Annotated in this window: 23 protein-coding genes and 1 tRNA gene; 12 read left to right on the forward strand and 12 right to left on the reverse strand. The window is 64.0% G+C overall.

The genetic code is table 11. From position 1 onward, the window contains the following. The first annotated feature begins 16 nt into the window (after nucleotides 1–16). From Q9K01_RS06020 to Q9K01_RS06030, 3 genes are all read left to right on the forward strand, one after another. Nucleotides 17–913 (forward strand): tyrosine recombinase, encoded by an 897-nt coding sequence (locus Q9K01_RS06020; RefSeq protein WP_305929316.1) that lies wholly within the window; start codon nucleotides 17–19, stop codon nucleotides 911–913. Between the two features lie 10 nt (nucleotides 914–923). Beyond that, nucleotides 924–1868: an acetyl-CoA carboxylase carboxyltransferase subunit alpha gene (locus tag Q9K01_RS06025; RefSeq protein WP_305929317.1), complete on the forward strand. Its 945-nt coding sequence runs from the start codon at nucleotides 924–926 to the stop codon at nucleotides 1866–1868. Nucleotides 1869–1997: 129 nt separating this feature from the next. Further along, the gene (locus Q9K01_RS06030; protein WP_305929318.1) at nucleotides 1998–3467 is read left to right on the forward strand and encodes a M48 family metalloprotease; all 1470 of its coding nucleotides are present in this window, start codon (nucleotides 1998–2000) and stop codon (nucleotides 3465–3467) included. Between the two features lie 87 nt (nucleotides 3468–3554). Here the strand turns inward: Q9K01_RS06030 and Q9K01_RS06035 are convergent, their stop codons facing one another. Both Q9K01_RS06035 and Q9K01_RS06040 read right to left on the reverse strand, forming a co-directional pair. Further along, nucleotides 3555–3749 (reverse strand): Flp family type IVb pilin, encoded by a 195-nt coding sequence (locus Q9K01_RS06035; protein ID WP_305929319.1) that lies wholly within the window; start codon nucleotides 3747–3749, stop codon nucleotides 3555–3557. A gap of 124 nt (nucleotides 3750–3873) precedes the next feature. Next, entirely contained in the window at nucleotides 3874–4053 is a 180-nt protein-coding gene (locus tag Q9K01_RS06040) for a Flp family type IVb pilin (RefSeq protein ID WP_305929320.1), read from the reverse strand. A gap of 83 nt (nucleotides 4054–4136) precedes the next feature. Between Q9K01_RS06040 and Q9K01_RS06045 the strand changes: the two genes are divergently transcribed. Together Q9K01_RS06045 and Q9K01_RS06050 are read left to right on the forward strand one after the other, a co-directional pair. Beyond that, nucleotides 4137–4580, forward strand: a complete 444-nt coding sequence (locus tag Q9K01_RS06045; protein WP_305929321.1) for a (deoxy)nucleoside triphosphate pyrophosphohydrolase — start codon at nucleotides 4137–4139, stop codon at nucleotides 4578–4580. Between the two features lie 95 nt (nucleotides 4581–4675). Continuing rightward, nucleotides 4676–4752: transfer RNA gene (locus Q9K01_RS06050), tRNA-Arg, on the forward strand. Between the two features lie 220 nt (nucleotides 4753–4972). Here the strand turns inward: Q9K01_RS06050 and Q9K01_RS06055 are convergent. From Q9K01_RS06055 to hppD, 4 genes are all read right to left on the reverse strand, one after another. Continuing rightward, on the reverse strand, nucleotides 4973–6166 hold the full coding sequence (locus Q9K01_RS06055) for an MFS transporter (protein WP_305929322.1): 1194 nt from the start codon (nucleotides 6164–6166) through the stop codon (nucleotides 4973–4975). A 71-nt stretch (nucleotides 6167–6237) separates the two neighbouring features. Then, nucleotides 6238–7107, reverse strand: coding sequence for a mechanosensitive ion channel family protein (locus Q9K01_RS06060; protein WP_305929323.1), 870 nt, complete (start codon nucleotides 7105–7107; stop codon nucleotides 6238–6240). Between the two features lie 90 nt (nucleotides 7108–7197). Then, nucleotides 7198–7770, reverse strand: a complete 573-nt coding sequence (locus tag Q9K01_RS06065) for a VOC family protein (RefSeq protein ID WP_305929324.1) — start codon at nucleotides 7768–7770, stop codon at nucleotides 7198–7200. A 29-nt stretch (nucleotides 7771–7799) separates the two neighbouring features. After that, a complete protein-coding gene (gene hppD / locus Q9K01_RS06070; protein WP_305929325.1) occupies nucleotides 7800–8927 on the reverse strand; it encodes a 4-hydroxyphenylpyruvate dioxygenase in 1128 nt (375 codons plus the stop codon). A gap of 195 nt (nucleotides 8928–9122) precedes the next feature. Between hppD and Q9K01_RS06075 the strand changes: the two genes are divergently transcribed. The 3 genes from Q9K01_RS06075 to Q9K01_RS06085 all read left to right on the forward strand — a co-directional run bounded on the left by Q9K01_RS06075 (nucleotide 9123) and on the right by Q9K01_RS06085 (nucleotide 12079). Next, nucleotides 9123–9449 (forward strand): FtsB family cell division protein, encoded by a 327-nt coding sequence (locus tag Q9K01_RS06075; protein WP_305929326.1) that lies wholly within the window; start codon nucleotides 9123–9125, stop codon nucleotides 9447–9449. Nucleotides 9450–9598: 149 nt separating this feature from the next. Then, a complete protein-coding gene (gene pdhA, locus Q9K01_RS06080) occupies nucleotides 9599–10690 on the forward strand; it encodes a pyruvate dehydrogenase (acetyl-transferring) E1 component subunit alpha (RefSeq protein WP_422785297.1) in 1092 nt (363 codons plus the stop codon). Between the two features lie 3 nt (nucleotides 10691–10693). Then, entirely contained in the window at nucleotides 10694–12079 is a 1386-nt protein-coding gene (locus tag Q9K01_RS06085) for a pyruvate dehydrogenase complex E1 component subunit beta (RefSeq protein WP_305929327.1), read from the forward strand. Between the two features lie 7 nt (nucleotides 12080–12086). Here the strand turns inward: Q9K01_RS06085 and Q9K01_RS06090 are convergent, their stop codons facing one another. From Q9K01_RS06090 to Q9K01_RS06100, 3 genes are read right to left on the reverse strand one after another with little or no spacing between them, the layout of a single operon-like run. Next, nucleotides 12087–12749 carry a TadE/TadG family type IV pilus assembly protein gene (locus tag Q9K01_RS06090; RefSeq protein ID WP_305929328.1) on the reverse strand — a complete coding sequence of 221 codons (663 nt, stop codon included), beginning with the start codon at nucleotides 12747–12749 and terminating at the stop codon, nucleotides 12087–12089. Beyond that, nucleotides 12746–13372 (reverse strand): TadE/TadG family type IV pilus assembly protein, encoded by a 627-nt coding sequence (locus tag Q9K01_RS06095; protein ID WP_305929885.1) that lies wholly within the window; start codon nucleotides 13370–13372, stop codon nucleotides 12746–12748. The genes Q9K01_RS06090 and Q9K01_RS06095 overlap by 4 nt, the downstream gene beginning before the upstream one ends. Continuing rightward, the gene (locus tag Q9K01_RS06100) at nucleotides 13372–15132 is read right to left on the reverse strand and encodes a Tad domain-containing protein (RefSeq protein WP_305929329.1); all 1761 of its coding nucleotides are present in this window, start codon (nucleotides 15130–15132) and stop codon (nucleotides 13372–13374) included. Before Q9K01_RS06100 ends, Q9K01_RS06095 begins: the two co-directional genes overlap by 1 nt. Nucleotides 15133–15275: 143 nt before the next feature. Here Q9K01_RS06100 and Q9K01_RS06105 point away from each other — a divergent pair, with 143 nt between their 5' ends. Both Q9K01_RS06105 and Q9K01_RS06110 read left to right on the forward strand, forming a co-directional pair. After that, nucleotides 15276–15935 carry a hypothetical protein gene (locus tag Q9K01_RS06105; protein ID WP_305929330.1) on the forward strand — a complete coding sequence of 220 codons (660 nt, stop codon included), beginning with the start codon at nucleotides 15276–15278 and terminating at the stop codon, nucleotides 15933–15935. A 29-nt stretch (nucleotides 15936–15964) separates the two neighbouring features. Then, on the forward strand, nucleotides 15965–16429 hold the full coding sequence (locus Q9K01_RS06110; protein ID WP_305929331.1) for a hypothetical protein: 465 nt from the start codon (nucleotides 15965–15967) through the stop codon (nucleotides 16427–16429). Here the strand turns inward: Q9K01_RS06110 and trmFO are convergent. Beyond that, nucleotides 16426–17793 (reverse strand): methylenetetrahydrofolate--tRNA-(uracil(54)-C(5))-methyltransferase (FADH(2)-oxidizing) TrmFO, encoded by a 1368-nt coding sequence (gene trmFO / locus Q9K01_RS06115; RefSeq protein ID WP_305929332.1) that lies wholly within the window; start codon nucleotides 17791–17793, stop codon nucleotides 16426–16428. The genes Q9K01_RS06110 and trmFO overlap by 4 nt on opposite strands. A 65-nt stretch (nucleotides 17794–17858) precedes the next feature. Here trmFO and Q9K01_RS06120 point away from each other — a divergent pair, with 65 nt between their 5' ends. Continuing rightward, complete coding sequence (locus tag Q9K01_RS06120) at nucleotides 17859–18521, forward strand: lysoplasmalogenase family protein (RefSeq protein WP_305929333.1); 663 nt, start codon at nucleotides 17859–17861, stop codon at nucleotides 18519–18521. A gap of 83 nt (nucleotides 18522–18604) precedes the next feature. Here Q9K01_RS06120 and gyrA read toward each other — a convergent pair whose 3' ends face one another. After that, a complete protein-coding gene (gyrA, locus tag Q9K01_RS06125) occupies nucleotides 18605–21451 on the reverse strand; it encodes a DNA gyrase subunit A (protein ID WP_305929334.1) in 2847 nt (948 codons plus the stop codon). Nucleotides 21452–21754: 303 nt separating this feature from the next. Here gyrA and Q9K01_RS06130 point away from each other — a divergent pair, with 303 nt between their 5' ends. Next, complete coding sequence (locus Q9K01_RS06130; RefSeq protein WP_305929335.1) at nucleotides 21755–23074, forward strand: hypothetical protein; 1320 nt, start codon at nucleotides 21755–21757, stop codon at nucleotides 23072–23074. 121 nt (nucleotides 23075–23195) lie between these two features. Here Q9K01_RS06130 and Q9K01_RS06135 read toward each other — a convergent pair whose 3' ends face one another. After that, nucleotides 23196–23906 carry an NYN domain-containing protein gene (locus Q9K01_RS06135; RefSeq protein ID WP_305929336.1) on the reverse strand — a complete coding sequence of 237 codons (711 nt, stop codon included), beginning with the start codon at nucleotides 23904–23906 and terminating at the stop codon, nucleotides 23196–23198. Nucleotides 23907–23935 lie beyond the last annotated feature (29 nt).

The raw sequence follows: 23935 nt of genomic DNA on the forward strand, positions 1-23935 counted from the left end.
GGCCGACGGAGCGGCGATGAGCGCAATCGCCGAGTTTCTCGCCATGCTCGCCGCCGAGCGCGGCGCGGCGCGCAACACGCTCGAGGCCTATCGCCGCGATCTCGAACAGGCCGAAGAGCTGGTGGGCGATCTGGAAGGCGCGCAAGCCTCCGATCTGGAGAAGCTCGGTCGCACATGGGCGCAGCTCGCGCCCTCATCGCTGGCGCGCAAGGCCTCGGCGCTGCGCCAGTTCTACGGCTTCCTCGCCGAAGAAGGGCGCCGCAGCGACGATCCTAGCCATGCGCTCCCGCGTCCGGTCGCCCGGCGGCCGCTGCCCAAAATCCTCTCCCATGCCGAGGTCGAGGCGCTGTTCGCGCGGGCCGAGCTGGAGGCAGCAACCGATGCGCCGCTGCCTCTGCGGCAGCTGGCGTTGCTCGAGATGCTCTACGGCTCTGGTCTGCGCGCTACCGAACTGGTTTCGCTGCCGCTTTCCGCGGTGCCGCGCGATGCACCTTTCCTGACCGTGACGGGCAAAGGCGGCGCGGCGCGTATGGTTCCGGTGAGCGGGCGGGCCAGGACAGCGCTCAGCCGTTGGCTCGCTGTGCGCCCGGAAGGGGCCGAGGGATCGAAGGTGGGTGCGAAATTCCTCTTCCCCTCGCGGACCGGACATATCAGCAGGGTTCGCCTGTTCCAGATCCTCAAGCAGCTGGCGGTGCGCGCCGGGCTAGATCCGGCGAAACTCAGCCCGCATGTGCTGCGCCACGCCTTCGCTACCCATCTGCTCGAAGGCGGTGCCGATCTGCGCACGCTGCAGATGTTGCTGGGGCATGCGGATATCGCGACGACGCAGATCTACACCCACGTCGATGCCGCACGGTTGGTGAGACTGGTCAACGAACGGCACCCGCTTGCGCGGCCGCGCAACAGCGACTAGCCCGCGAGCGATGATTTCCTACCTCGAATTCGAAAAGCCGGTCGCCGAACTGGAGACCCAGATCGCGGAGTTGCGCGCCGCCGCCGATGGCGACGATGTCGATATCGGCCCCGAGCTCGCGCGCCTCGAACGCAAGAGCGCCGAGCTGCTGCGCGGGATCTATCAGGCGCTGACTCCGTGGCAGAAGACCCAGGTCGCGCGCCACCCTTCGCGCCCCCATTTTCGCGACTATGTCGAGCATGCCTTCGAAGAATTCGTCCCTCTAAGCGGCGATCGCAGCTTCGCCGACGACTCCGCAATTCTGGGCGGCTTCGCCAAGCTCGACGGGCGCAAGATCATGCTGATCGGCCACGAGAAGGGCAACGATACCGCCAGCCGCATCAGGCATAATTTCGGCATGGGCAAGCCCGAGGGCTATCGCAAGGCGATCCGGCTGATGGAACTGGCGGGGCGCTTCGGCCTGCCAGTGGTGACCTTGGTCGATACGTCGGGCGCCTTCCCGGGGATCGAGGCCGAGGAGCGCGGTCAGGCGGAGGCGATCGCCCGCGCGACCGAGGCCTGCCTCGCGCTGCCAGTGCCGATGGTTGCCGCGATCGTCGGCGAGGGCGGCTCGGGCGGCGCGGTTGCGCTGGCCAGTGCCGAGCGGGTGCTGATGTTCCAGCACGCGGTCTATTCGGTGATCTCCCCCGAAGGCTGCGCCTCGATCCTGTGGCGCACGGCGGAGAAGGCGCCCGACGCGGCCGAAGCGATGAAAGTCACCGCGCAGCATCTCGAAGCTCTCGGCGTGATCGACCGGATCGTGCCCGAGCCGGTCGGCGGCGCGCATCGCGATCCGCGCGTTGCAGCCGAAGCGCTCGGCGCGGCTTTGGCGGACGAACTCGATACGCTGGGCGCCAAGCCCGAGGCGGAACTGAGGCGGATGCGCGAAGAACGCTTTTTGTCGATGGCGGGCTAGGGACTAAGCCCCGCCGCCCTAGATCGCACGAGGCGGCTTCGGGAACCAACCGCTGTATCGCAGGATTTCCCTACCTGTAATCCGATGCGCGGGCAGCTGTGCCCGTGTGCGCGTTTCAGGGAGAGATCCATGTCGACCATCAAGGCGCTTGCCGCCAGTTCCACCGCAGCGCTCGCGCTTGCTCTGAGCGGTTGCGCAACGGCCAACATTCCGGGCGCCTCGGCACCGATCACCCAGAGCGAGGCGCAGACCGGCGCCGAAGCGCATCCGCAGCTGCTCGCCGAATTCGGTGGCGCGATGACGGGGCCGCAGGCGCAATACGTCCAGCAGGTGGGGCAGAACATCGCGGTCCAGTCGGGGCTGGCCAACGCGCGCGAATCCTTTACCGTTTCGGTGCTCAACAGTCCGGTCAACAACGCTTTCGCGATTCCGGGCGGTTTCGTCTACACGACCCGTCAGCTGGTCACGCTGATGGACAATGAGGCGGAGCTCGCCGCGGTCCTGGGCCACGAGGTCGGCCATGTCGCCGCCCGCCATTCGCAGCGCCGCCAGGCGCGATCGCAGCAGAACACCCTGCTCGGCGCAGGCGCGGCGATCCTTTCGGGTATCCTTCTGGGCAACAGCGGAATCGGCCAGCAGATCGGCCAGGCTGCGCTCCAGGGTTCGCAATTGCTGACCTTGAGGTTCTCGCGCAGCCAGGAGCTCGAAGCCGATGCGCTCGGGATCCGCTATCTCAACCAGGCTGGCTACGATCCCACCGCGATGGGCACGGTGCTGGCCAGCCTCGCGGCGCAGAACGCGCTCGATGCGCGGCTGCAGGGCCGCGACGACGCCAGACTGCCCGAATGGGCATCGACCCACCCCGATCCCGCCAGCCGGGTCCAGGAGGCGCTGAGCATGGCGCAAGGGGCCTCCGGTGTAACCAATCGCGACACCTTCCTGACCCGCATCGACGGGCTGCTCTACGGCGACGATCCGGAGCAGGGGGTGATCGAGGGACGGCAGTTCATCCATCCCGACATGCGTCTTGCATTCACCGCGCCGCAGGGCTTTTACATGATCAACGGCACCCGCGCGGTCAGCATCAACGGCCAGAGCGGCAAGGCGCAACTGACGTTGGCGCCCTACGGCGGCAATCTCGAGAACTACGTTGCCAAGGTGTTCGCGGATCTGGGCGGCGCGCAGCAGCAATTGCGCCCGCAAACGATCCAGCGCACGACGGTCAACGGTCTACCCGCCGCCTATGGGACCGCGCGGGTCAACAGCGGTCAGGGCGAAGTCGATGTCGTGGTCTTCGCCTATGAATTCAGCAATGATCGCGCCTATCACTTCCAGGTGATCACGCAGCCGGGCGGCGCAAGCGCCTTCACCCCTATGTTCAACTCGATGCGCCGCATCAGCGCGGCGGAAGCCGCCAATGTCGTCCCCCGCCATCTCGAAATTGCGACCGTCCGCAGCGGGGATACGATTCGCACACTCGCAAACCGAATGGCCTACACCGATGGCCAGCTCGAACGCTTCCTCGTGCTCAACTCGCTCGATGCAAACGACACGCTACGGATCGGGCAGAAGGTCAAGCTGGTGGTTCGCGGGCGCTGATCGACGCGCGATCGCATCTAAACTGCGCGCAAAGAAAAGGCGGCGGGATCGCTCCCGCCGCCCTTCGTTTGTCTATAACGGGGCCGATTAGCCGCCGGTCGTGGTGCTCGTGGTGGTGGTGCCGGCCATTTCGGTCGAAACCTTGTTGAACGTGGTCGACAGATTGCCGCCGAGGCTCTGCATCGCGGTGATGGCCGCAACGGCGATCAGCGCGGCGATCAGGCCATATTCGATGGCGGTCGCGCCTTCTTCGTTCTGACGGATTTTCTTGATGAACTTCATTGGTCGTCTCCTGGTTTGGTCTTCGGTTCCCGACCCTCTCCCGGTGTTCGGACCGGGAGTGGGCATCTTGCAGTTTCGACTTCGAAGGTTGAGAAATCGCTAACGCAACCCGCAAGTCGGATCGTTACCCACCGCCTGAGCCGGTTATGTTTTCCGAAACCATGGTCCAAAACGAGATCGCGGTGATCCCGAAAGTCTGGACGGCTCCGACCATTGCCAGGAAGATCAGGGCAAGTATCAGTCCGTATTCGACGGCGGTTGCACCATCGGTCCGGCGACCGAGTTTTCGCAGGAATTGACGCATTCCGGTGTTTCCCCAATCGCAACCACGGGATCTGACGATGCCGGGTCTAGGCATCGCGGGTTAAGAAAGGATTGAGGCAGGCGATGACAGTGGAAGAAATTCCGACATGGCTGGCGGTGGTGGCGGTTGCGCTGGTGGACGAGCGGGGCCGCTGGCTGATGCACAAACGCCCTGCAGAGAAGCATCATGGCGGTCTGTGGGAGTTTCCCGGCGGCAAGGTCGAGCAGGGCGAAACTCCGGCATATGCGCTGGTTCGCGAGATTGCGGAGGAGTTGGGCGTGGAGTTGTCGCCCGAGGCGTTGCGACCCGCAGGGTTTGCGCAGACCGCCGACGATGAAAGCCGACCGCCAATTGTCATCCTGCTTTACACCTGCCGGTCCTGGGCGAGGGAGCCGCAGGCCTTGGAAGGGGGCGAGATCGCCTGGTTTGCACCAAAGCAAGCCGCTTTGCTGGACAAGCCCCCACTGGACCACGCGCTGCTGGCGCAGTTGACGGCGCTTGAAGGGCTTATGGGGGACCACCTCTGACCGGCTGTTGCAGGCGCGGGGCGGAATAAATCGCGGATCGAGCCCGATGGGGATTGCCAAGCACAAAGCACCTGCCTATGTGGCCCACCTCGAGTGCGCCCGTAGCTCAGCTGGATAGAGTACCTGACTACGAATCAGGTGGCCGGAGGTTCGAATCCTTCCGGGCGCACCATTTTCCCTTCAACTGAGGATCGAACCCGGGGCGCCTTCTGGCTCAATTACGGGCGCAACACGCCGCTCGTCTCCCTCTTCGCACAAACCGCCTATGGGCGATACTCGCGCTCGGTCATGGCTAGGAAGTCGCTGCGGAGCGCTTTTCGGGCAAGGGAATATGGTCGCATCGGAGCGCGGCATTCTCCCGACCGTGCGGCGCCCATTCGCCGGCTGCGTTTTTATCGCTCATTCCGCCCGTAAATCCGCCACGACACCAACGAAATCGCTACGATTCCCAGACAGGAACAGAAGACATAGAGCGCGGTGCCGGTCCAGCCGTAGACATCGTAGATCGCGGTTCCGGCGATGCTGCCGATCGCGCCGCCGATGAACATCATCACGATATAAATCGTGGTCAGCCGCGTGCGCAGGCCAGGGGCGAGCGAGAGGAAGGTCATCCGGCTGGTCACGTCGATGGCAGGGCCGACCAGATTGCCGAAGAAGATCGGGATCATCAGCAGATAGAGATTGTCGCCGAAGGGGATCAGGAGTGCGATCCCCGCGGTCTGGACCAGCGAGAAGTAGAACCGGGCGCGGCGTGGGCCCAGCCTGTCGGCAAGCGTCCCCAGTCGCGGGGTCGAGAGGATGCTGATCGCGGCGAACCCGGCCAGATAGCCGACGACGTCGGTGCCATAGCCCATCTCGGGCGAGGTGAGGTGCAGCGCCAGCCCCAGCCACAGCGCGATGAACTGCGCAAACCCGATCCCCTGGATCATTCCGGACAGCAGGATCTCGCGATGCGCGCGCAGCAGCGGGAAGACCGACATCACCAGCGCGAAATAATTGCCCGGCGGCTTGTCGCGCTTGGCTTCGAGTTGCGGCATGATCCGCGGCAGCGCGAGCGCGATAGCGATCATCGCGGCGCTGGCGATCCAATAGACCGCGCGCCAGCTGAGATATTCCGCGACGACGCCGGCCCCGACGCGGGCGATCAGGATGCCGAAGATCACTCCGGCGGTGAGCGTCGCGGTGACATGGCCGAGCCTCTCGGGGGCCACGCGCTTGGAGGCGTAGGCGGGCAGCAGATAGGGCGCGATGGTGAAGAAGCCGAGCAGCGTCGATCCCGCCGTGAACAGCGCGAAATCGCGCGCCAGCGTCATCATTCCCAGCCCGATGCACTGCCCGATGGTGAAAACCACCGTCAACCGCCGGTTGGAGAAGCGGTCGCCCAAGGGCAGCAATAGGAAAATGCCGACTGCCAGCGCCAGCTGGTTCAAGGCCGGCACCAGTCCGATGGTCGAAGCGCTCACGCCGAAGCCGTCGGCCACTTCGCCGATGATCGGGTGGATGTAATAGGCATTCGCGGTAACCACCGCCGCCGCGAGCGCGAGCAGCAGCTCCTGTCGCCGGGTCAGATATTCGGGATTGCTCAAGAGGACCGCCCGCCGAGGTTACGCAGTAACGCCATGAATATCCCTTCTGCGGAAACCCGATCTTCGGGCGGTCAGGCTTCGGCGCCAGGATTTCGGCCCAGCGGGACCCGCTCCTTGAAGGTATGCGTGACATAGGGGAAGGGGATTTCGATCTCCGCCGCGTCCAACCCCGCCTTGATCGCGCGCACGACCTTGTCCTTGCTTTCCCAACCGGCGCGGGGCGTCGAGCCGGCCCACCAGCGGACCAGGAAATCGACCGAGCTCGAATTGAATTCCTGCGCGAAGATATCGAGCCCCATGTCTATATCCACACCCCCGACCGCCTCCACCGAGCGGCGGATGACGTCGGCGGCATGATCCAGATTGGTGTCGTAGGACACGCCGACCACGATCTCGTGGCGACGCTTGAGTTCATCGGTGAGAATCTCGACCGGGTTCTTGAAGATCATGGAATTGGGAACGATGGTCAGTTCGCCCGACAGGCGGCGGACGTGGGTTTCGCGCAAGGTGATCCGCTCGACCTTGCCGACAATGCCCTCGCATTCGATCACGTCCCCGATCCGCATCTTCTCGCGCAGCATGATCAGCACGCCGGCGAGGAAGTTCTCGAAGATATCCTGAAATGCAAAGCCGATCGCGACCGCACCGATTCCGAGCCCGGCAATCAGGCTCGCCGGGGTGAGGGTGGGCATCACCACGATCGCGGCAATCATGATTCCGATCAGCCAGATAGCCAGCTTGACCAGCGTGTCGATCAACGACTTGAGGCTGGGACGGATTTCGGTCCGGCCAACCAGCATATCGGCAATTTTTGCTGCGAAGCGCGCCAGAATCCAGGTGACGAGCAGGACGAGCAGCGCGATCGCGATGCTGGGCAACGCGGCGACGAAGCCCGTGGCCATTGCCTGTACCTGCTCGCGCAGCGTTGCGATGTAGCTCACGATGAAACCTCCCTGTGGGCGCCAACGTGAGGTTCGCCCGGAGGTTCCGGTATAGCAAAAGTTAGGGAGCGGTTCGCCCGGTTTGGGCGATCACCGCTTCCCGTGTTCCTTGCGCGCGATCTCGTGCAGCCACGCTGCGTGCTGCGGCGCGGTCTTGGTCTCGCTCCACTCCTCGAGCATCGGCATGGCGACGCGCTTCAGCTCGGCATATTGCTCGTCGGTGCCGATGTCGGTCGCCAGTTCGACGCGATGGCCGTTGGGATCGAAGAAATATATCGATTTGAAGATGCCGTGATGCGTGGGGCCGAGTACTTCGATGCCGAGGCTCTCGACATGCGCCTTGGCCGCGAGCAATTCGTCTTCGCTGTGCACCCGGAAGGCAAGATGCTGTACCCAGGCGGGGGTATTCTCGTCGCGGCCCATGTCCTTCTGCTTGGGCAGCTCGAAGAAGGCGAGGATGTTGTCGTTACCCGCATCGAGGAAGACATGCATGTAGGGATCGTATTCCCCGGTCGAGGGGACATGGTCCTCCGAAAAGGCGCTGACATAATCCATACCGAGCACCTTCTCATACCATTCCACCGTCTCCCTGGCGTCCTTGCAGCGATAGGCGGCGTGGTGAACGCCGCCGAGGCGGATGGGATGGGGAGTCTGTTCGGTCATGGCCGGTTCCGTTCTGTTCTAGAGGCGATCTATTGCGCGGGTTCCGTTTCGCGGTCCTCGAGCTTGAGCGAGCCGCGCTTGATCTGGTCGCGTTCCATGCTCTCGAACAGCGCCTTGAAATTGCCCTCGCCGAAGCCTTCGTCGCCCTTGCGCTGGATGAATTCGAAAAACACCGGCCCGACCTGCGCCTCGGCGAAGATCTGGAGCAGCAGTCGCGGGCTGCCGCCTGAGCCATCTTCATTCTGGGTGGTGCCGTCGAGCAGGATGCCGCGCATCTTGAGCGCGTCGGCATCCTCGCCGTGATCGGGCAGGCGCTCGTCGAGCATCTCGTAATAGGTTTCGGGCGGCGCGGTCATGAAGGGGACGCCGAACTCCTTGAGCTTGTCCCATGCGGTGACGAGATCGTCGCAGATCAGAGCGATGTGCTGGATGCCTTCGCCGTTGAATTCCTTGAGGAACTCCTCGATCTGACCTTTGCCACCTTCGCCTTCTTCGTTGAGAGGGATGCGAATCTTCCCGTCCGGCGCAGTGAGCGCCTTGGAGGTGAGGCCGGTGTATTCGCCCTTGATGTCGAAAAACCGGATTTCGCGGAAGTTGAACAGCGTCTCGTAGTAATCGGCCCAATAGGCCATGCGACCATTGTAGACATTGTGCGTAAGGTGATCGATGACGTTGAAACCCGCGCCTTCGGGATGGCGATCGACGCCCTCGACATACTCGAAGTCGATGTCGTAGATCGAAAGGCCCTGGCCGTCTTCATCCTCGTAGCGATCGATCAGATACACGATCGCGCCGCCAATGCCGCGTATCGCCGGAATCCGCAGTTCCATCGGGCCCGTCTCGACCCTCACCGGTTCGGCACCGCGTTCGAGCAATTCGGCATAGGCCTTGGCCGCGTTCTTGACCCGAAAACCCATCCCGCAAGCCGAAGCGCCGTGTTCACGCGCAAAATACCAAGCAGCCGATCGCGGTTCGTAGTTGGCGATCAGATTGATCGAGCCCTGCCGCCACAAATCGACATCCTTGGAGCGGTGCGAAGCCACACGGCTGAAACCCATCGCTTCGAACACTGGCTCCAGCTGACCCTTTTCGGGAGCGCAGAACTCGACGAATTCGAAGCCGTCGAGGCCGATGGGATTTTCGAAAAGATCGGGCATGGGCGGTCCTCTTATCGCGCTACTAGTTGCAACGGTAACTACATAAGCGCGCGGCTCGTGTCAAGTTTGCTACGGCTGGGCAGGAAGCTTGGTTCCGCTCATCGCCGCCTCATCGCCAGCTCGACGGCGACTGCATCTAGGCGACGGTCGCCTTTTGCGCTTGCGCGCTCCGGCCAAGTGTGATTCTGGTGGCTTATGAAGCGCACAGGTGGAAAATTCGGCATTCGCAGGGAGCGCGGCGTACAGTCGCTGGCTCTTGGCGTGCTGCTGGTGATGGGCGGGCTCGCCATCGCCGGGCCTTCCGGTCTGCTCTCCTGGAGCGAAAACTTGCGCCTGCTCGATCAGCGGCAGGAGCACCTTGCTGCGCTGACCAAGGAACGCGACGCGCTCCGCAACAGGGTCGTGCTGCTCGACCCCGATAGCGCCGATCCCGACATGGTCGGCGAACTGCTCCGCAGCCAGCTCAATGTGGTCCATCCCGACGAGGTGGTCGTCCGCCTCGACGAAGAAGGCCTACGCTAACCACCCCTGACGTTACGGTTTCGCACGGACCAAGCCGCGCCCCGTTGCGCGCGCCACGACCATGCGCCTATAGGCCACGCGACCCGGCCCGAGGTTTCGACAGAACTCCGGGCGATCGACGGGACCAGGATGATCGAAGGACACCGGACTTGGCCAAGACTCCCGCCAGCGCGACGAAATCCCCGAAAAGCGACCCGAAGAAGCGGAGCGAGTCGCCCGACGACTTCGCGCTGCACAGCCTGCAGGACGAGCACGAGAAGCAGAAGCGCTTTGATGCCAGCCCCGAACAGATGCTCGCCTTCTACGAGCAGATGCTGCTGATCCGCCGCTTCGAAGAGCGCGCCGGCCAGCTTTACGGCCTCGGCCTGATCGGCGGGTTCTGTCACCTTTATATCGGCCAGGAGGCGGTTGCGATCGGACTCCAGTCCGCGCTCGACAACGACAAGGACAGCGTCATCACCGGCTACCGCGATCATGGTCACATGCTCGCATACGGGATCGATCCCAAGGTCATCATGGCCGAACTCACCGGACGCCAGGCGGGAATCTCCAAAGGCAAGGGCGGCTCGATGCACATGTTCAGCACCGAGCATAAATTCTACGGCGGTCACGGCATCGTCGGCGCGCAGGTGGCGCTGGGCGGGGGGTTGGCGCTCGCGCATCAGTACAATGACGACGGCGGACTGTGCCTCGCCTATTTCGGCGATGGTGCAGCGAACCAGGGCCAGGTCTACGAGACGATGAACATGGCGTCGCTGTGGAAGCTGCCGATCGTCTTCGTGGTCGAGAACAACCAGTATGCCATGGGCACCGCGGTCGGGCGCTCCAGCGCGGAAACCGAATTCTATCGCCGCGGTACCGCCTTCCGGATCCCGGGCATGTTCGTCAACGGGATGGATGTGCTCGAGGTGCGCGGCGCAGCCGAGGTAGCGTTCAGGCACGTCCGCGAGGGCAAGGGTCCGGTGCTGATCGAGTGCAACACCTATCGCTATCGCGGCCATTCGATGTCCGATCCGGCCAAATACCGGACCCGCGAGGAAGTGCAGGATTTCCGCGACACCAAGGACCCGATCGAGGGGCTGAAGAAGACCCTGCTCGAGAATGGCAAGACCGAGGACGAATTGAAGGCGATCGACAAGGCTATCCGCAGCACCGTTTCCGAAGCCGCGGATTTCGCCGAGAACTCCCCCGAGCCCCAGGCGGCCGAGCTCTACACCGATGTGCTGGTAGGGGAGTATTGAGCCATGGCTATCGAACTCAAGATGCCCGCGTTGTCTCCAACGATGGAAGAGGGCACGCTCGCCAAATGGCTCAAGCGGGAAGGTGACGCCATCGAACCCGGCGACATCATCGCCGAGATCGAGACCGACAAGGCGACGATGGAGTTCGAAGCTATCGACGAGGGAACCTTGGGCAAGATCCTCGTCGAGGAAGGGACCGAGAATGTCCCTGTCGGCACGGTGATCGCCATGCTGGCGGGCGAGGGCGAGGACGCCTCCGAGATCGAGGCCCCTTCGGATGATACGAAAGCCGATGTCGAAGGCGAGGGCAAGGACGTCGGCCGCGACGACGAGGGCGGCTCGATCACTCCTGAAAAGCCGAAATCCAAGCCAAAGTCCGATCCCGACATCCCGCATGGCACCAACATGGCCACGGTCTCGGTCCGCGAGGCCCTGCGCGATGCCATGGCCGAGGAGATGCGCCGCGACGAGCGCGTGTTCGTGATGGGCGAGGAAGTCGCGCAATATCAGGGCGCCTATAAGGTCACCCAGGGGCTGCTCGACGAATTCGGTCCCAAGCGCGTGATCGACACGCCGATCACCGAATACGGCTTTGCCGGGATCGGCACCGGGGCGGCGATGGGCGGCCTCAGGCCCATCGTCGAATTCATGACCTTCAACTTCGCGATGCAGGCGATCGATCACATCGTGAATTCGGCGGCCAAGACCAATTACATGTCGGGAGGCCAGATGCGCTGCCCGGTGGTGTTCCGCGGCCCCAACGGCGCCGCCAGCCGCGTCGGCGCGCAGCACAGTCAGAACTATGGCCCTTGGTACGCCAGCGTCCCCGGCCTGATCGTGATCGCGCCCTACGACAGCGCCGACGCCAAGGGCCTGCTCAAGGCGGCGATCCGTTGCGAGGACCCGGTGGTCTTCCTCGAAAACGAACTGATCTACGGCAAGACCTTCGAACTGCCCGAGCTCGACGACCATGTCCTGCCGATCGGCAAGGCGCGGATCGTGCGCGAGGGGTCGGATGTCACCATAGTCAGCTATTCAATCGGGGTCGGCTTCGCGCTCGAAGCGGCGGAAACCCTGGCGCAAGACGGGATCGAGGCCGAGGTGATCGACCTGCGGACACTGCGTCCGCTCGACCGCGACACCATTCTCGAGAGCCTTGCGAAGACCAACCGCCTGATCGTTGCCGAAGAAGGCTGGCCCACCTGTTCGATCGCGTCGGAAGTCATCGCACTGTGCATGGAAAAGGGCTTCGACCATCTCGACGCCCCGGTTCTGCGGGTGTGCAACGAGGATGTGCCGCTGCCCTATGCAGCCAATCTTGAAAAACTCGCGCTGATCGACGCCCCCCGCATCGTCGCGGCGGTCAAGCAGGTCTGTTACGTGGAGTGAGCCGCGGTCAGCATCCGGACGGCGTGACGCCGGCAACGGGGTAGACTCCATTGTCGCCGCCGACCGTGTCGCGCCGGTCGCGAACCATCATCGAGCCGATCTCGATCATCGCCGTGCTCGGGGCGAGGTGATCGCCGAGCAGCGGCTGGTATTCGTAATAGACCTCCACGAACATCGTGACGCCGTTCTCGGGCGCAATCGCTTGCCGACCGGCGAAACCCATCCCGGTCAGGTCGGTATCGCCGGCGCGACCGAAGGTGGATCGGTGCGCGGTCTTCACGCCGCGGCACCGCTGCCAGCGAATGCGATAGGTCCCAGCGGTGTTGGGGTTCGCCATCGGTTCGAGGCTCGAGATGATCACCCGGCCATTGTCATAGAGGTCGAGCTCGCCGCTCTGCAGTCCCGCGCCGATGAAAAGGTCGTTGATGTCGGCTTCGCTGATGCGCTTGGCGGAGAGCTGACTGCCGGAGCCGATCCGCGCGGCGTTATCCGCTAGGTGCAGCGCCAGCTGGCTCATCCGCATCTTTGTGGTGATGTAGTGGGTGAGCTCGGCACCTGTCAGGCTCAGCATGAGCAGGACCGGCGCGGCGAACGCGAATTCGATCAGCGCGAGACCACTTCGGTCGGCGCGCAGCCTACGCAGCAATGCGGGGCGGAGCTTGCGGTTCATGTGCAATTGCGCACCTGCGGCGCTTCGTAGCTGCCCTGATCGCCGTAGGGCTGGTTGCGCAGGACGGTCGATGCGCTCAACCGCGCGGTGTTCGAGCCGCCGATAAGATTGTAGATGGGAAAGAAGCGAGGATAGCTCACCCTTACGGTGTAGAGGGTGGCATCCTTGGCCCCGCCCTGGCCATCGTTGCCGCCGTCCGAGTCCCAGACTCCATTGTTGTTTTCATCGTCGTAGGGTTCGCCGTTGTCGCAGCTGCCGTTGGAGTCGCTGTCGGTCCAGGTCTCCGCCCGCGCAGCTGCGGCATCGCTGAAGGTGCGGTAGAAGCGGCGCGTAAAACGGATGTCCGCATCGCCGACGAGCGGCGCTACCTGATCGCGGACCTTCTGATCGATCACCGCGCGAACGGCGGCATCGGTCCCCGCTTCGAGCGAAGCGTCGCGGGCCGCCTTTTGCAGCGTACCCTCTAGTACCGAGCGGGCATAGAGCGTGTGAGCCATGTCGAACGCGCCCAGGAGCATGACGCACAGGACCGGCGCCACGATGCCGAATTCGACCAGCGTGATGCCCGTCTGGCTGCCGACCAGCTCGTGCGGAACATTCCGCCGGGAGAGAGCGCGCAGCATCACCGGGTGAGCCTGAGCTGAGAGATCTCGTCCGCGATCGAACGGAAGGTCTGCTGAATGGTCGCTGCATTGGTAGCGTGGAAATACCGGCCCGAGGTTGCGCAGTTCCTCAGCCGCGTCACCGTGCCACTCGAGACCGAGCCGAACGAGATGACCCACAGGGTGATGTTCTTGTTCTTCACCGCGGTGCAGATTGCTGCAAAGCGAAGATCGACTTGCTCGTCGAGCGCGGTGCTCGAGGTCGAAGTGGTCTGGCGGCGATCGAACCAGGGAATCCCGTAAGCGGTGTAGTTTCTTGACGATGTTACGGTGTCGCCGTCGGTCATGAAAATCAGATGACGCTCGATCTCGCCACCTTCGGAGGCAAACTCGTTTTCGGACCTGAAGATGCCCGTGGGCGACAGCAAGCGCGCACCCCAGAGGAGACCGATATCGTGATAGGTATTGCCGGACGGAGTGAGGCTGTTGACATAGGTATCGAACTCGCTTGCCGCCGGAAAGCTCTGCAGCTTGCGGGCCGGTGCGGGACAGAAGTAGCTGGAAGCATTACTGTAATTGCTTGTAGTGCTGCTTACGCGGCTGCGATCCCAGTCGCCGAAATTCCCTCTTCGCGTATGGATAAGATCGGGAAGCGCCGGACCCCACTGCGTCGTAATGTCACTGGTGGGAACGAGATCGATGTCGAGATCATTTGCGCCAGCGGGGATAGGCGCGAAGCTGGTCGTGCGGACGGTTTGACGCTCCTCGATACAGCCATCCCAGCCGATGGTTTTGTTGCCACCGTCGTTGGCGATCGGCCATTCGAAGCTGTCCCTCCAGGCCGTACCGTTCTTGAGCTCTGCGACGTTGACCGGAAGCCGGTCGTATTCCCAAGCCGGAACCCGACCGCGGGAATAATTGACGCAGTAATAGCTCCCATAGTAAGATGTTTTCTCGGACTTGTACTGAGTCTCCGCAGTATCCGCGGCCGGACTGGAGCAGGATCCGTAATAGCTTGAACCGGAATAGCTATACGCGGTCCAGTCTCCCCACTCCCATCCCACTCGCCTGCGGGTCTGATAATTCCAGCTGTCGGCGAGGTAAGCAGTGGGCAACAGGCGCCCGACGTTGACGTTGGTTGCGTAGGGCACGAAGCCGAAACGTATCTGGACCTGGTCGCCCGTGCCGCCGCTGGGGGCGCCGGTCGTGCAGCTGGCATCGCTGTCGAGCCGCGCAACGATTTCGTAAAAGCATTTCACCGCAACGCGCAGCGACTGTATTTTCGTCTGGGAGTCGCCCGACGGCGTTTCGCCCATCGATCCGGTAACGTCGAGCACGAACATCACATCGGTATTCGGAAGCCGCATTTCGGCATCGCAACTGACGGTGAGCGTCTGGCTCTCATTGCCGAAAATGCGCATCAGCGTCATCGGTACGGTTGCCGATGCCGTTCCGACCACCTTGCCCGCATCTTCGGTGAAATTGCGGGTCAGATCGGTCGCGCCGTAGGGATCGGCCTGGATGTTCGCGTCGAAGAACCCGCCGGCAGCCCTGCGCGCGGCGTAATTGTCGTAGCTCCACACGCCGGCGCCCATCGCCTTGCGCCCCGCCAATGCTCCGGCGTCGCAGGCATGTTGCAAGCGCGTCTTGACGATGTACATGCGGCTCATGTCGACACCGCCGCCGACCAAGCCGATCAGTGGCAGGAGCGCAGCCGCCGCGATGGCGAGGGTATTGCCCGCTTCATCGGCGCGGAGGCGCGAGAGGAAGCCCCTGCGCATCGCGGTTATAGCCGGTTCCCCTGATCTGTCGCGGAATCCGCGCATGACGATTGTCCCCTGATTTGGGGTTGGCATAGGGCGGACAGAGCGAAGAAAGGGTGGAAAGGCATGGTTAACAGAAACTTGCCATTGGACGACGCTTGGTGAGTCCGGGAACCGGAGATCTGTCGCTCGCAGGGGAGGTCGCGCTGGCGTGGGCGAGAGGGCCGACCCGGTCGCTGCTGGTTCCGCTGCTCACCCTCGACGAGCGGCTCGGCCGGATCGTCGCGGCAGCCCGCGAGCCGATGCTCGCGCAAATGCGGCTCGCGTGGTGGCGCGACCGGTTGGGAGAAGCGCGGGAAACGAGGCCCAGGGGCGATCCCGTGCTCGATGCGATCGGTGAGCACTGGCGCGGCGAGGAACCGGCGCTGGTGGCTCTTGTCGATGGCTGGGAGGAACTGCTCGGCGAGGCGCCGCTGAACGAGAATGCCTTCGAGCGATTTGCCGAAGGGAAGGGCGCTGCCTTCGCCGCAGCCGCACGGCTCGCAGGACAGGGGGGCTATGCAGAAGCGGCGCGCTTGGCGGGCTGTCGCTACGCGCTTGGGGACTGTCTTTCGCGTCTCTCGAACCCGCTCGAGCGCAAGCGGCTCCGGACGGTTGCAAACCGGATCAGCAGCGGTCGGAGCCGCTTGCCGCGCGCTCTACGTCCGCTCGCTGTCCTCGGGGGCCTGGGCGAGCGCGTGCTGCGGCGCGGCGCAGGACCGCTGTTCGGCGACCGCGCCAGCGCGCTGCTCGCAACGCGGCTTGGCATTCTGGGGCGTTAGCGTATTTTGCCGCCTCGGAGGTGGCGTTGATGAACCGCATCGCATTGGGAGCGATCCTGGCACTCGTCCTGACCGGGGTGGGACTGTTCTGGTGGCAGGGCAGGGCGGAGGTCGAACGCGGCGCCCCGCCGCCGCTGCCGCTCGAAACCGCCGAATTCGCCGATGAACTCGAATTGCCGCAAGCGGTGGTGGGCGATCTGCTGGGTCCCGAACCGCCGCAAGCCACCGAACTGACCCGCGAGCAGCGCCGCTTCTTCCGCTACGACCGCGATCGCGACCTCAGGATCACTCGCAACGAAATGCTGTCCAGCCGCACCGACGCCTTTCGCAAGCTCGATATCGACGGCAACAATCTGCTGACCTTCGAGGAATGGGCGGTGGCCACCGTGGACCGGTTCGAAGGCGCGGATGCCGATGGCAATGATTGGCTGACGCCTATAGAATTTGCGACCACGAAGTCCCGCCCGAGCAAGCCACCGGCCTGCCGCTGCTAGGCCGGGACGAGTGCCGTTTCCTCCATCCACGCGCCGAAATCGGACTTCGCCCGCGAAGTATAGGCTTCCTTGCGTTGCTTCTTCTTGACGTCGTGCAGCGGCGGGAACAGCCCGAAATTGACGTTCATCGGCTGATAGGTCTCCGCCTCGGCATCGGCGGTGATGTGCGACAAAAGCGCACCGAACGCCGACGTGCGCGGCGGCCCCTGCCACTCACGCCCCGATAGTTCGCTCGCCGCCATCAGACCCGACATCAGGCCGATCGCGGCGCTCTCGACGTACCCCTCGCAGCCGGTCACCTGGCCGGCGAAGCGGATATGCGGGGCATTCCTCAGGCGCAATTGCCGGTCGAGCACCAGCGGCGAATTGAGGAAGGTGTTGCGGTGGAGCCCGCCCAGCCGCGCGAATTCGGCGTTCTGCATCCCGGGAATTGTGCGAAACAGTTCGATCTGCGCCCCGTATTTCAGCTTGGTCTGGAAGCCGACCATGTTCCACAAGGTGCCGAGCTTGTTGTCCTGTCGCAGCTGGACGACGGCATAGGGCCAGCGGCCCTGCGGAAATTCGGGGCAGGCGGTACGCGGGTCGTCGAGACCGACCGGCTTCATCGGGCCGTAGCGCAGCGTATCGACCCCGCGCGAAGCCATCACCTCGATCGGCATGCAGCCTTCGAAGTAGGGCGTGTCCTTTTCCCACTCGCGGAATTCGGTCTTCTCGCCATCCATCAACCCCTGGTGGAACGCGAGGTACTCGTCCTTGGTCATCGGACAGTTGATGTAGTCGCCTTCCTCGTTGGAAGCGGAATTGCGCTTGTTCCAGCGCGACTGGATCCAGCAGATGTCCATGTCGATGCTCTCTCGATGGACGATCGGGGCGATGGCATCGAAGAAGGCCAGCCGGTCCTGCCCGGTGGCCGCGACGATGCTCTGCGCGAGCGACTGCGCGGTGAGCGGGCCGGTGGCCACGATGGTCGGGCCTTCGGAAGGGAGCTGGTCGATCCGCTCGCGGACGATGGTGACGTTCGGGTGCGCGGCCAGCATGCGCTCGACCTCGGCGCTGAAGGCGTCGCGGTCGACCGCCATCGCCGAGCCCGCCGGCACGCGCGCGGTTTCGCCGGCGCGCATGATCAGGCTGTCGAGCCGGCGCATCTCATGGTGGAGCAGTCCGACCGCGTTCTTCTCGTCGTCGTCGGAGCGGAAGGAATTGGAGCACACCAGCTCGGCGAGCCCGTCGGTGTGGTGCGCAGGCGTGGTGTCGCCGCTGCCGCGCATTTCGGATAGGCGGACGCGGTAGCCGCGCTGGGCGAGTTGCCAGGCGGCTTCGCTTCCGGCGAGCCCGCCGCCGATGATGTGGATGTCGTGGGTCATTGCCGCATCGCCCTAGAACCGCGGGGCACTATCGTTCAAGGCCTGTCGGTGGGAGGACATTGCCAATGCCCAGACGCGCCCTGAGCGAACATCGACCCTATTTGCTGCTCAGCCTGCTCGCCGGGATCAGCTATTTCTTCGTTGCGGACAGCGCCATCGGCGGGGTCTGGCTGATGCTGTGGAAGGGCGCGGCGGTCGCCTTCCTTGCGGTCTATGCTGCCAGGCGCAGCGCGGGGCCGGACGGTGCGCTGATCGCGGCGGCCATGGCGCTCGGCGCGATCGGCGATGTCGCGATCGAGATTGATCTGATCGCGGGCGGCGCGGCTTTCGCGCTGGGACATCTGATGGCGATCACCCTTTATCGCCGGAATATGCGCAGAGTACGAACGGGCAGTCAGAACGCCGCGGCGCTGGCGCTGGCGGTGTTCGCGCCGCTCATCGCCTGGCTGATTACCCGCCAATCGCCCGACTGGACGATCGCCACGGGTTATGCGGCCGTTCTGGGACTGATGGCGGCGAGCGCCTGGTCGAGCCGGTTTCCCCGTTATCGGGTGGGGCTGGGAGCGGTGCTGTTCATCGTATCGGACCTGGTCCTGCTGGGGCGCGAGGGCGGCGGGCTCGATCCCGCAATCGCCGGCTGGCTGGTCTGGCCGCTGTATTATGCGGCGCAGTTCCTGATCGTGACCGGGGTCGTGCAGACGCTGCGGCTGAAGCAAACGGCCGACTGAGCCGGGGCGAATCCGAGCGCCTTTTGCTCGAATTCGACCGACATCTTACCGGGCGCGATTGTCGAATTCGACAATCGACACCCTCAGCCGCCGGGTTCGCCTTCGATGTTCTTGTCCGAATGCGCGGTGGTGTGCGGCTCGGTGACCTGCGCCTCGCGATCGGCGATCTCTTCCGCGATCGCTTCCTCGGCGGGGTTTTCGGGCTCCTCGGTTTCGTCGATCAGCGCCGCGCCGACGATATGTTCGCCCTTGGCGACATCGAAGATCCGGATGCCGGAGGATGTGCGGCCATAGACCGCGATCCCCTTGTGCGTCTCGAAGCCTCCTTCGACCAGATGGCGGAATTCGATCGGCAGGCGGATCAGCTTGGCCTGATCGGTCACCAGCATCAGTTGCGAGCCGTGGCTGACCGGGAAGCTCGCGACCACCGGGCCGTTGCGATCGGGATTGCTCGAGGGCTCCCCGATATTGGTCAGCCCCTGACCGCCGCGACCGATCGTGCGGTATTCATAGGCCGAGGAGATCTTGCCGTAGCCGTTGGCGGTGAGGGTGAGGATGAACTCCTCCTTCTCCGCCATCTCGGCCGCTTCCTCCGCGGACAGGGTCGCCTCGGCATCGTTGTTTTTCCAGGCGGCGGCGCGCAGATAGGCTTCGCGCTGCTCGGGGCTGTAAGCATGGCCCTCGAGCACCGCCATCGACACCACCTTGGCATCCTCGCGCAAGGTCATGCCGCGCACGCCGATGCCGGTGCGGCTCTTGGTCTCGCGCGCATCGGAGGCGGCGAAGCGGATCGCCTTGCCTGCGTCGGACGCGAGGAATACTTCCTGGCCTGCGGACAGCAGTTGCACGCCGATCAGCCGGTCGCCGCTGTCCTCGACGAAGCCCATGGCGTATTTGCCGTTCGACGGGATGTTGGTGAAAGCATCCATCGAATTGCGCCGCACCATGCCCTGCTCGGTGGCGAAGACGATGTTGAGCGCGCTCCATTCGCTCTCGTCCTCGGGCAGCGGGAGGACGTTGGTGACGCGTTCCTCGTCGCCCAAAGGCAGCAGGTTGACCATCGGGCGCCCCTTCGTCTGCGGCCCGCCCTCTGGCAGCTTCCACACCTTGAGGCGATAGACGCGTCCGGTATTCGTGAAGAAAAGCACGGGGTTGTGGGTCGAAGTGACGAACAGTTCGACGACCGCGTCTTCGTCCTTGGTGGCCATTCCGGCGCGACCCTTGCCGCCGCGCGCCTGCGCCCGGAAGGTCGACAGCGGGGTGCGCTTGATATAGCCGTCGTGGGTGACGGTCACGACCATCTCGTCGCGCTCGATCAGGTCCTCGTCCTCGAGCCCGTCCCAGGCCGGAGCGATCTCGGTGATGCGCGGAGTCGCGTAGAGATCGCGGACCTCCTGCAGTTCCTCGCGCAGCACGCCGTAGAGCTTGACCCGGTCGGCGAGGATCGAGAGATATTCCTCGATCGCATCCGCCAGCACCTTCAACTCGCCGCCGATCTCGTCGCGCCCCAGCGCGGTGAGGCGGTGGAGCCTGAGGTCGAGGATGGCCTTCACCTGCCGCTCGGAGAGGCGATAGGTCCCGCCCGCTTGCTCGGCATCGGGCTCGATCGCCTCGATCAGGCGGATATACTGGGCGATATTGCCGATCGGCCATTCGCGCGCCAGCAGCTTGGCGCGCGCTTCCGCCGGAGTGGAAGCGCCGCGGATGATCGCGACCACCTCGTCGAGGTTGGACACCGCGACCACCAGGCCCAGCAACATATGCGCGCGGTCGCGCGCCTTGTTGAGCTCGAACTTGGTCCGCCGGGTGATGACCTCTTCGCGGAAGGTGATGAAGGCCTGGATGATGTCGCGCAGCGCCAGCGTCTCGGGCCGGCCGCCGCGGATGGCGAGCATGTTGGCCGGGAAGCTCGACTGCGCCGGGGTGTAGCGCCAGATCTGGTTGAGCACGACCTCGGGCGAGGCGTCGCGCTTGAGATCGACGACCACGCGCATGCCTTCGCGCGAGCTTTCGTCGCGGATGTCGGAGATGCCCTCGATCCGCTTTTCCTTGGCGGCATCGGCGATCTTCTCGACCAGGCCGGACTTGCCGACCTGGAAGGGGATCGAGGTGAGGACGATCGACTGGCGGCCTTCGCTCTTGGCACCGCGGGTCGCCTCGATCTCGTGGCGTGCGCGCATCAGGATCGAGCCGCGCCCGGTGGTGTAGGCCGCCTTGGCGCCGGCATGGCCCAGGATCAGCGGCGCGGTGGGGAAATCGGGTCCGGGGATGATCTCGAACAGCTCTTCCGAGGTGATCGCCGGGTTTTCGATATAGGCGAAGCAGCCATCGATGACCTCGCCCAGATTGTGCGGCGGGATATTGGTCGCCATGCCGACCGCGATCCCGCCCGCGCCGTTGACCAGCAGATTGGGGAAGCGCGCCGGAAGGACGGTGGGTTCGCGCCGCGAACCGTCGTAATTGTCCGCGAAATCGACCGTATCCTTGTCGAGATCGTCGAGCAGCATGTTGGCGACACGCGCCAGCCGCGCTTCGGTGTAGCGCATCGAGGCGGGCGGATCGGGATCCATCGAGCCGAAATTGCCCTGACCGTCGATCAGCGGCACGCGCAGCGACCAGTCCTGCGTCATCCGCGCGAGCGCTTCGTAGATCGCGGAATCGCCGTGCGGGTGATAGTTGCCCATCACGTCGCCGACGATCTTGGCGCTCTTGCGATAGGGGCGCCCGGCGACGAAGCCGCCTTCCTGACTCGCGAACAGGATGCGGCGGTGGACCGGCTTCAACCCGTCGCGCACATCGGGGAGTGCGCGGGCCACGATCACGCTCATCGCGTAATCGAGATAGCTGGTCTTCATCTCATCGACGATGTCGATGCGGGCGTAGCCGCCGCTTGCGGGAGCGGGTTCGAGAATGTCGGTGTCGTCGCTCAAAAGGAGGTACTGCTTTTCGGTAGTTGAAAGGGCGTATAGCTGCGCGGAACCCTAGGCGGGTTGCCATGCAAAAGCCACCGATTGCGGGAACCGGCTGCCTGGCTCGGGCGCTTTTTCCACATGTGGCTGGAAACGCCGGTTCGCCCCGGTTCTGAACGGCGAAAGGAACCGGTATTCAATCGCTATTCAGCCCGACAAGGGTATCACGGTTTGCAATTGGATTGCAGCCGGGGCAAGCCGCCGCCGATGCAATCCGCACCAGGGTGCAGTTGGCACCCTGTGTTTTTTTTGGGAGTTAACCTTATGAAATTCCATTCCTCTAGCAAGCGAAGCTCCAGCCTGGCGCTGGCGTTCGCCCTGGCCGCCGGCACCGTGTTCACCGGCGTCGCGCTCGAGTCCCCGGCCCATGCGCAAAAGCAGGAAAAGGCGGCCAAGGCCGATTATTCCAAGGGCTTCATCGCCGCCTACAAGCCGGTCAACGAGAACGTCACCAGCGAAACGCCCGATTACGCCGCTGCCGCAGCGGCCGCTCCCGCTCTGGTCGCCGCGGTCGAGACCGCCGATGACCGCCATGCTGCGGGAAGCATCCTCTACAGTATCGGTGCGAAATCGGAAAACGACCGGTTGATGGTGCAGGGGCTCGATCTGATGCTCGCAAGCGGCAAGGTCGGACCCGAGCAGGTCGGCCAGTTCCACTGGTCGTCCTACCAACTCAATCAGCGGCTCGGCGACATGGCTGCGGCGCGTCGCGGACTGGAAGGTGCCATCGCGGCGAATTACACGCTCGATGCGCAGCTTACCGACGGCTCGACGCGGACGCTCGGCGCCGACGACATGCACCGCATGATCGCCGACCTCTATTTCGAGGCGGGCGACTACCCGACCGGTTTCGCCTATCTCGACGAGCAGATGAATGCGCGCAAAGCAGCCGGCCAGCCGGTTCCGGAAGCCTGGGTAAAGCACGCCTTCGTGACCGCCTACAACAACGACCTGCCCGAGCAGGCGCGCGAATATTCTATCCGCTATGTCGAAGAATACCCCAACAAGACCACTTGGGGCGACGCGATCGCGGTCGCGCTCAACGGCAATCGGTATGAATATCCCGAAATCCTCGACATCCTGCGGCTGTCGCGCCGGACCGACACTTTCCGCGACGGCAGTATGTATACGGAATACATCGAGGCTGCCGATCCGCGCAAATTCCCGGGTGAAGTCCTGGCGGTGATCGATGAAGGCTACGCTTCGGGCATGCTGGATCGGACCGATCCGTATGTGATCGAATCCCGCGCCGAGGCGGAACGTCGGATCGAGACCGACAAGAACGATCTGCCCGAACTGGCCGCCGATGCCCGTGCTGGAAACGCCAGCCTGGTGACGGTCATGGCGGCGGGCGATACCTTCCTGAGCTACGACCGGGCTGCCGAGGCCGAAGAATTCTACACCAAGGCGCTCGCGATGCCCGGCGTGAACACGCCGCTGGTTCTCACGCGGCTGGGCATCGCCCAGCTCGATCAGGGCAAACGGGCAGAGGCCGAGGCGACCTTCGAGAAGGTGCAGGGACCGCGCGAGCCGATCGCCGATCTGTGGGCAGTCTACTCCACCCAGCAGAACGCTGGCGGCTAGTCCGCCTGCGAGCAGCTACGATGAAAGGGGCGCGGGACCGAGGGTTCCGCGCCCTTTTTTATGCGCCTGCTCGTGCGTTTGTGGCTGCTGTTTCCCGGGTTTACGGCATTCCGGCTCGCGCTCAGCGCAAGCGCTTGACGTAGGCTTGGCCGGAATCGCGTCGCTCCACAGAGAAATTCGGGATCGATTCGATCAGGTCGATGAGCCGCGCAAAGCCGTAGTTGCGGGTGTCGAAGCTGGAGCGATTGCCCGCCCGCTGGCCGACTTCGGACAGCTTGGCATAGCCCTTGTCGTCGCGCCGGCTGGCGTTGTAGGCATCGACCAGCAAATGCAGCATCTCCTCGTCGATATGCTGCGAAGGAGCCGGCCTGCGCTCTTCCTGCTTTTCCGCCTTGACCAGCGCGTTGACGTCGATGAAGCGGCTGCAGGCCTCGCGGAAGGCTTCGGGGGTCTTCGCCCCGCCAAAGCCGTAGACGGGATAGCCGTCCTGGCGGATCCGCATCGCCAGCGGCATGAAGTCGCTGTCGCTCGACATGATGCCGAAGCCCTGGACGCGCCCGCGATAGAGCAGATCCATCGCGTCGATCGTCATTTTCATGTCGGTGGCGTTCTTGCCCTTGGTGATATCGAACTGCTGCTGCGGCTCGATGCCATAGCGGTGCATGCGGTCGATCCAGCCCTTGAGACTGGTCTTGCGCCAATTGCCGTAGGCGCGGCGGATGTTCACCTGCCCGAGCTCAGCAAGGACGGTGAGCACCGGGTCGATGCCGGAGGGGCTGGCGTTATCGGCATCGATGAGGAGGGCGATGTTGAGTTGATCGATGACAGACATAGAGCGCCCATGCCGCGCAGCAGCGGGTC

Source organism: Qipengyuania benthica (assembly GCF_030717865.1).
GTDB classification, from domain to species: Bacteria; Pseudomonadota; Alphaproteobacteria; order Sphingomonadales; family Sphingomonadaceae; genus Qipengyuania; species Qipengyuania benthica.

Bases quoted from the DNA above. Each gene is read 5' to 3' on its own strand.
- Q9K01_RS06045 (WP_305929321.1), top strand. From the start codon at position 4,137: ATGACAGTGGAAGAAATTCCGACATGGCTGGCGGTGGTGGCGGTTGCG.
- Q9K01_RS06065 (WP_305929324.1), bottom strand. From the start codon at position 7,770: ATGACCGAACAGACTCCCCATCCCATCCGCCTCGGCGGCGTTCACCAC.
- Q9K01_RS06100 (WP_305929329.1), bottom strand. From the start codon at position 15,132: ATGCGCAGGGGCTTCCTCTCGCGCCTCCGCGCCGATGAAGCGGGCAAT.
- Q9K01_RS06095 (WP_305929885.1), bottom strand. From the start codon at position 13,372: ATGCTGCGCGCTCTCTCCCGGCGGAATGTTCCGCACGAGCTGGTCGGC.
- Q9K01_RS06020 (WP_305929316.1), top strand. From the start codon at position 17: ATGAGCGCAATCGCCGAGTTTCTCGCCATGCTCGCCGCCGAGCGCGGC.
- trmFO (WP_305929332.1), bottom strand. From the start codon at position 17,793: ATGACCCACGACATCCACATCATCGGCGGCGGGCTCGCCGGAAGCGAA.
- Q9K01_RS06090 (WP_305929328.1), bottom strand. From the start codon at position 12,749: ATGAACCGCAAGCTCCGCCCCGCATTGCTGCGTAGGCTGCGCGCCGAC.
- Q9K01_RS06040 (WP_305929320.1), bottom strand. From the start codon at position 4,053: ATGCGTCAATTCCTGCGAAAACTCGGTCGCCGGACCGATGGTGCAACC.
- Q9K01_RS06035 (WP_305929319.1), bottom strand. From the start codon at position 3,749: ATGAAGTTCATCAAGAAAATCCGTCAGAACGAAGAAGGCGCGACCGCC.
- Q9K01_RS06110 (WP_305929331.1), top strand. From the start codon at position 15,965: ATGAACCGCATCGCATTGGGAGCGATCCTGGCACTCGTCCTGACCGGG.
- Q9K01_RS06030 (WP_305929318.1), top strand. From the start codon at position 1,998: ATGTCGACCATCAAGGCGCTTGCCGCCAGTTCCACCGCAGCGCTCGCG.
- Q9K01_RS06085 (WP_305929327.1), top strand. From the start codon at position 10,694: ATGGCTATCGAACTCAAGATGCCCGCGTTGTCTCCAACGATGGAAGAG.
- Q9K01_RS06135 (WP_305929336.1), bottom strand. From the start codon at position 23,906: ATGTCTGTCATCGATCAACTCAACATCGCCCTCCTCATCGATGCCGAT.
- Q9K01_RS06120 (WP_305929333.1), top strand. From the start codon at position 17,859: ATGCCCAGACGCGCCCTGAGCGAACATCGACCCTATTTGCTGCTCAGC.
- hppD (WP_305929325.1), bottom strand. From the start codon at position 8,927: ATGCCCGATCTTTTCGAAAATCCCATCGGCCTCGACGGCTTCGAATTC.
- Q9K01_RS06075 (WP_305929326.1), top strand. From the start codon at position 9,123: ATGAAGCGCACAGGTGGAAAATTCGGCATTCGCAGGGAGCGCGGCGTA.
- Q9K01_RS06130 (WP_305929335.1), top strand. From the start codon at position 21,755: ATGAAATTCCATTCCTCTAGCAAGCGAAGCTCCAGCCTGGCGCTGGCG.
- Q9K01_RS06025 (WP_305929317.1), top strand. From the start codon at position 924: ATGATTTCCTACCTCGAATTCGAAAAGCCGGTCGCCGAACTGGAGACC.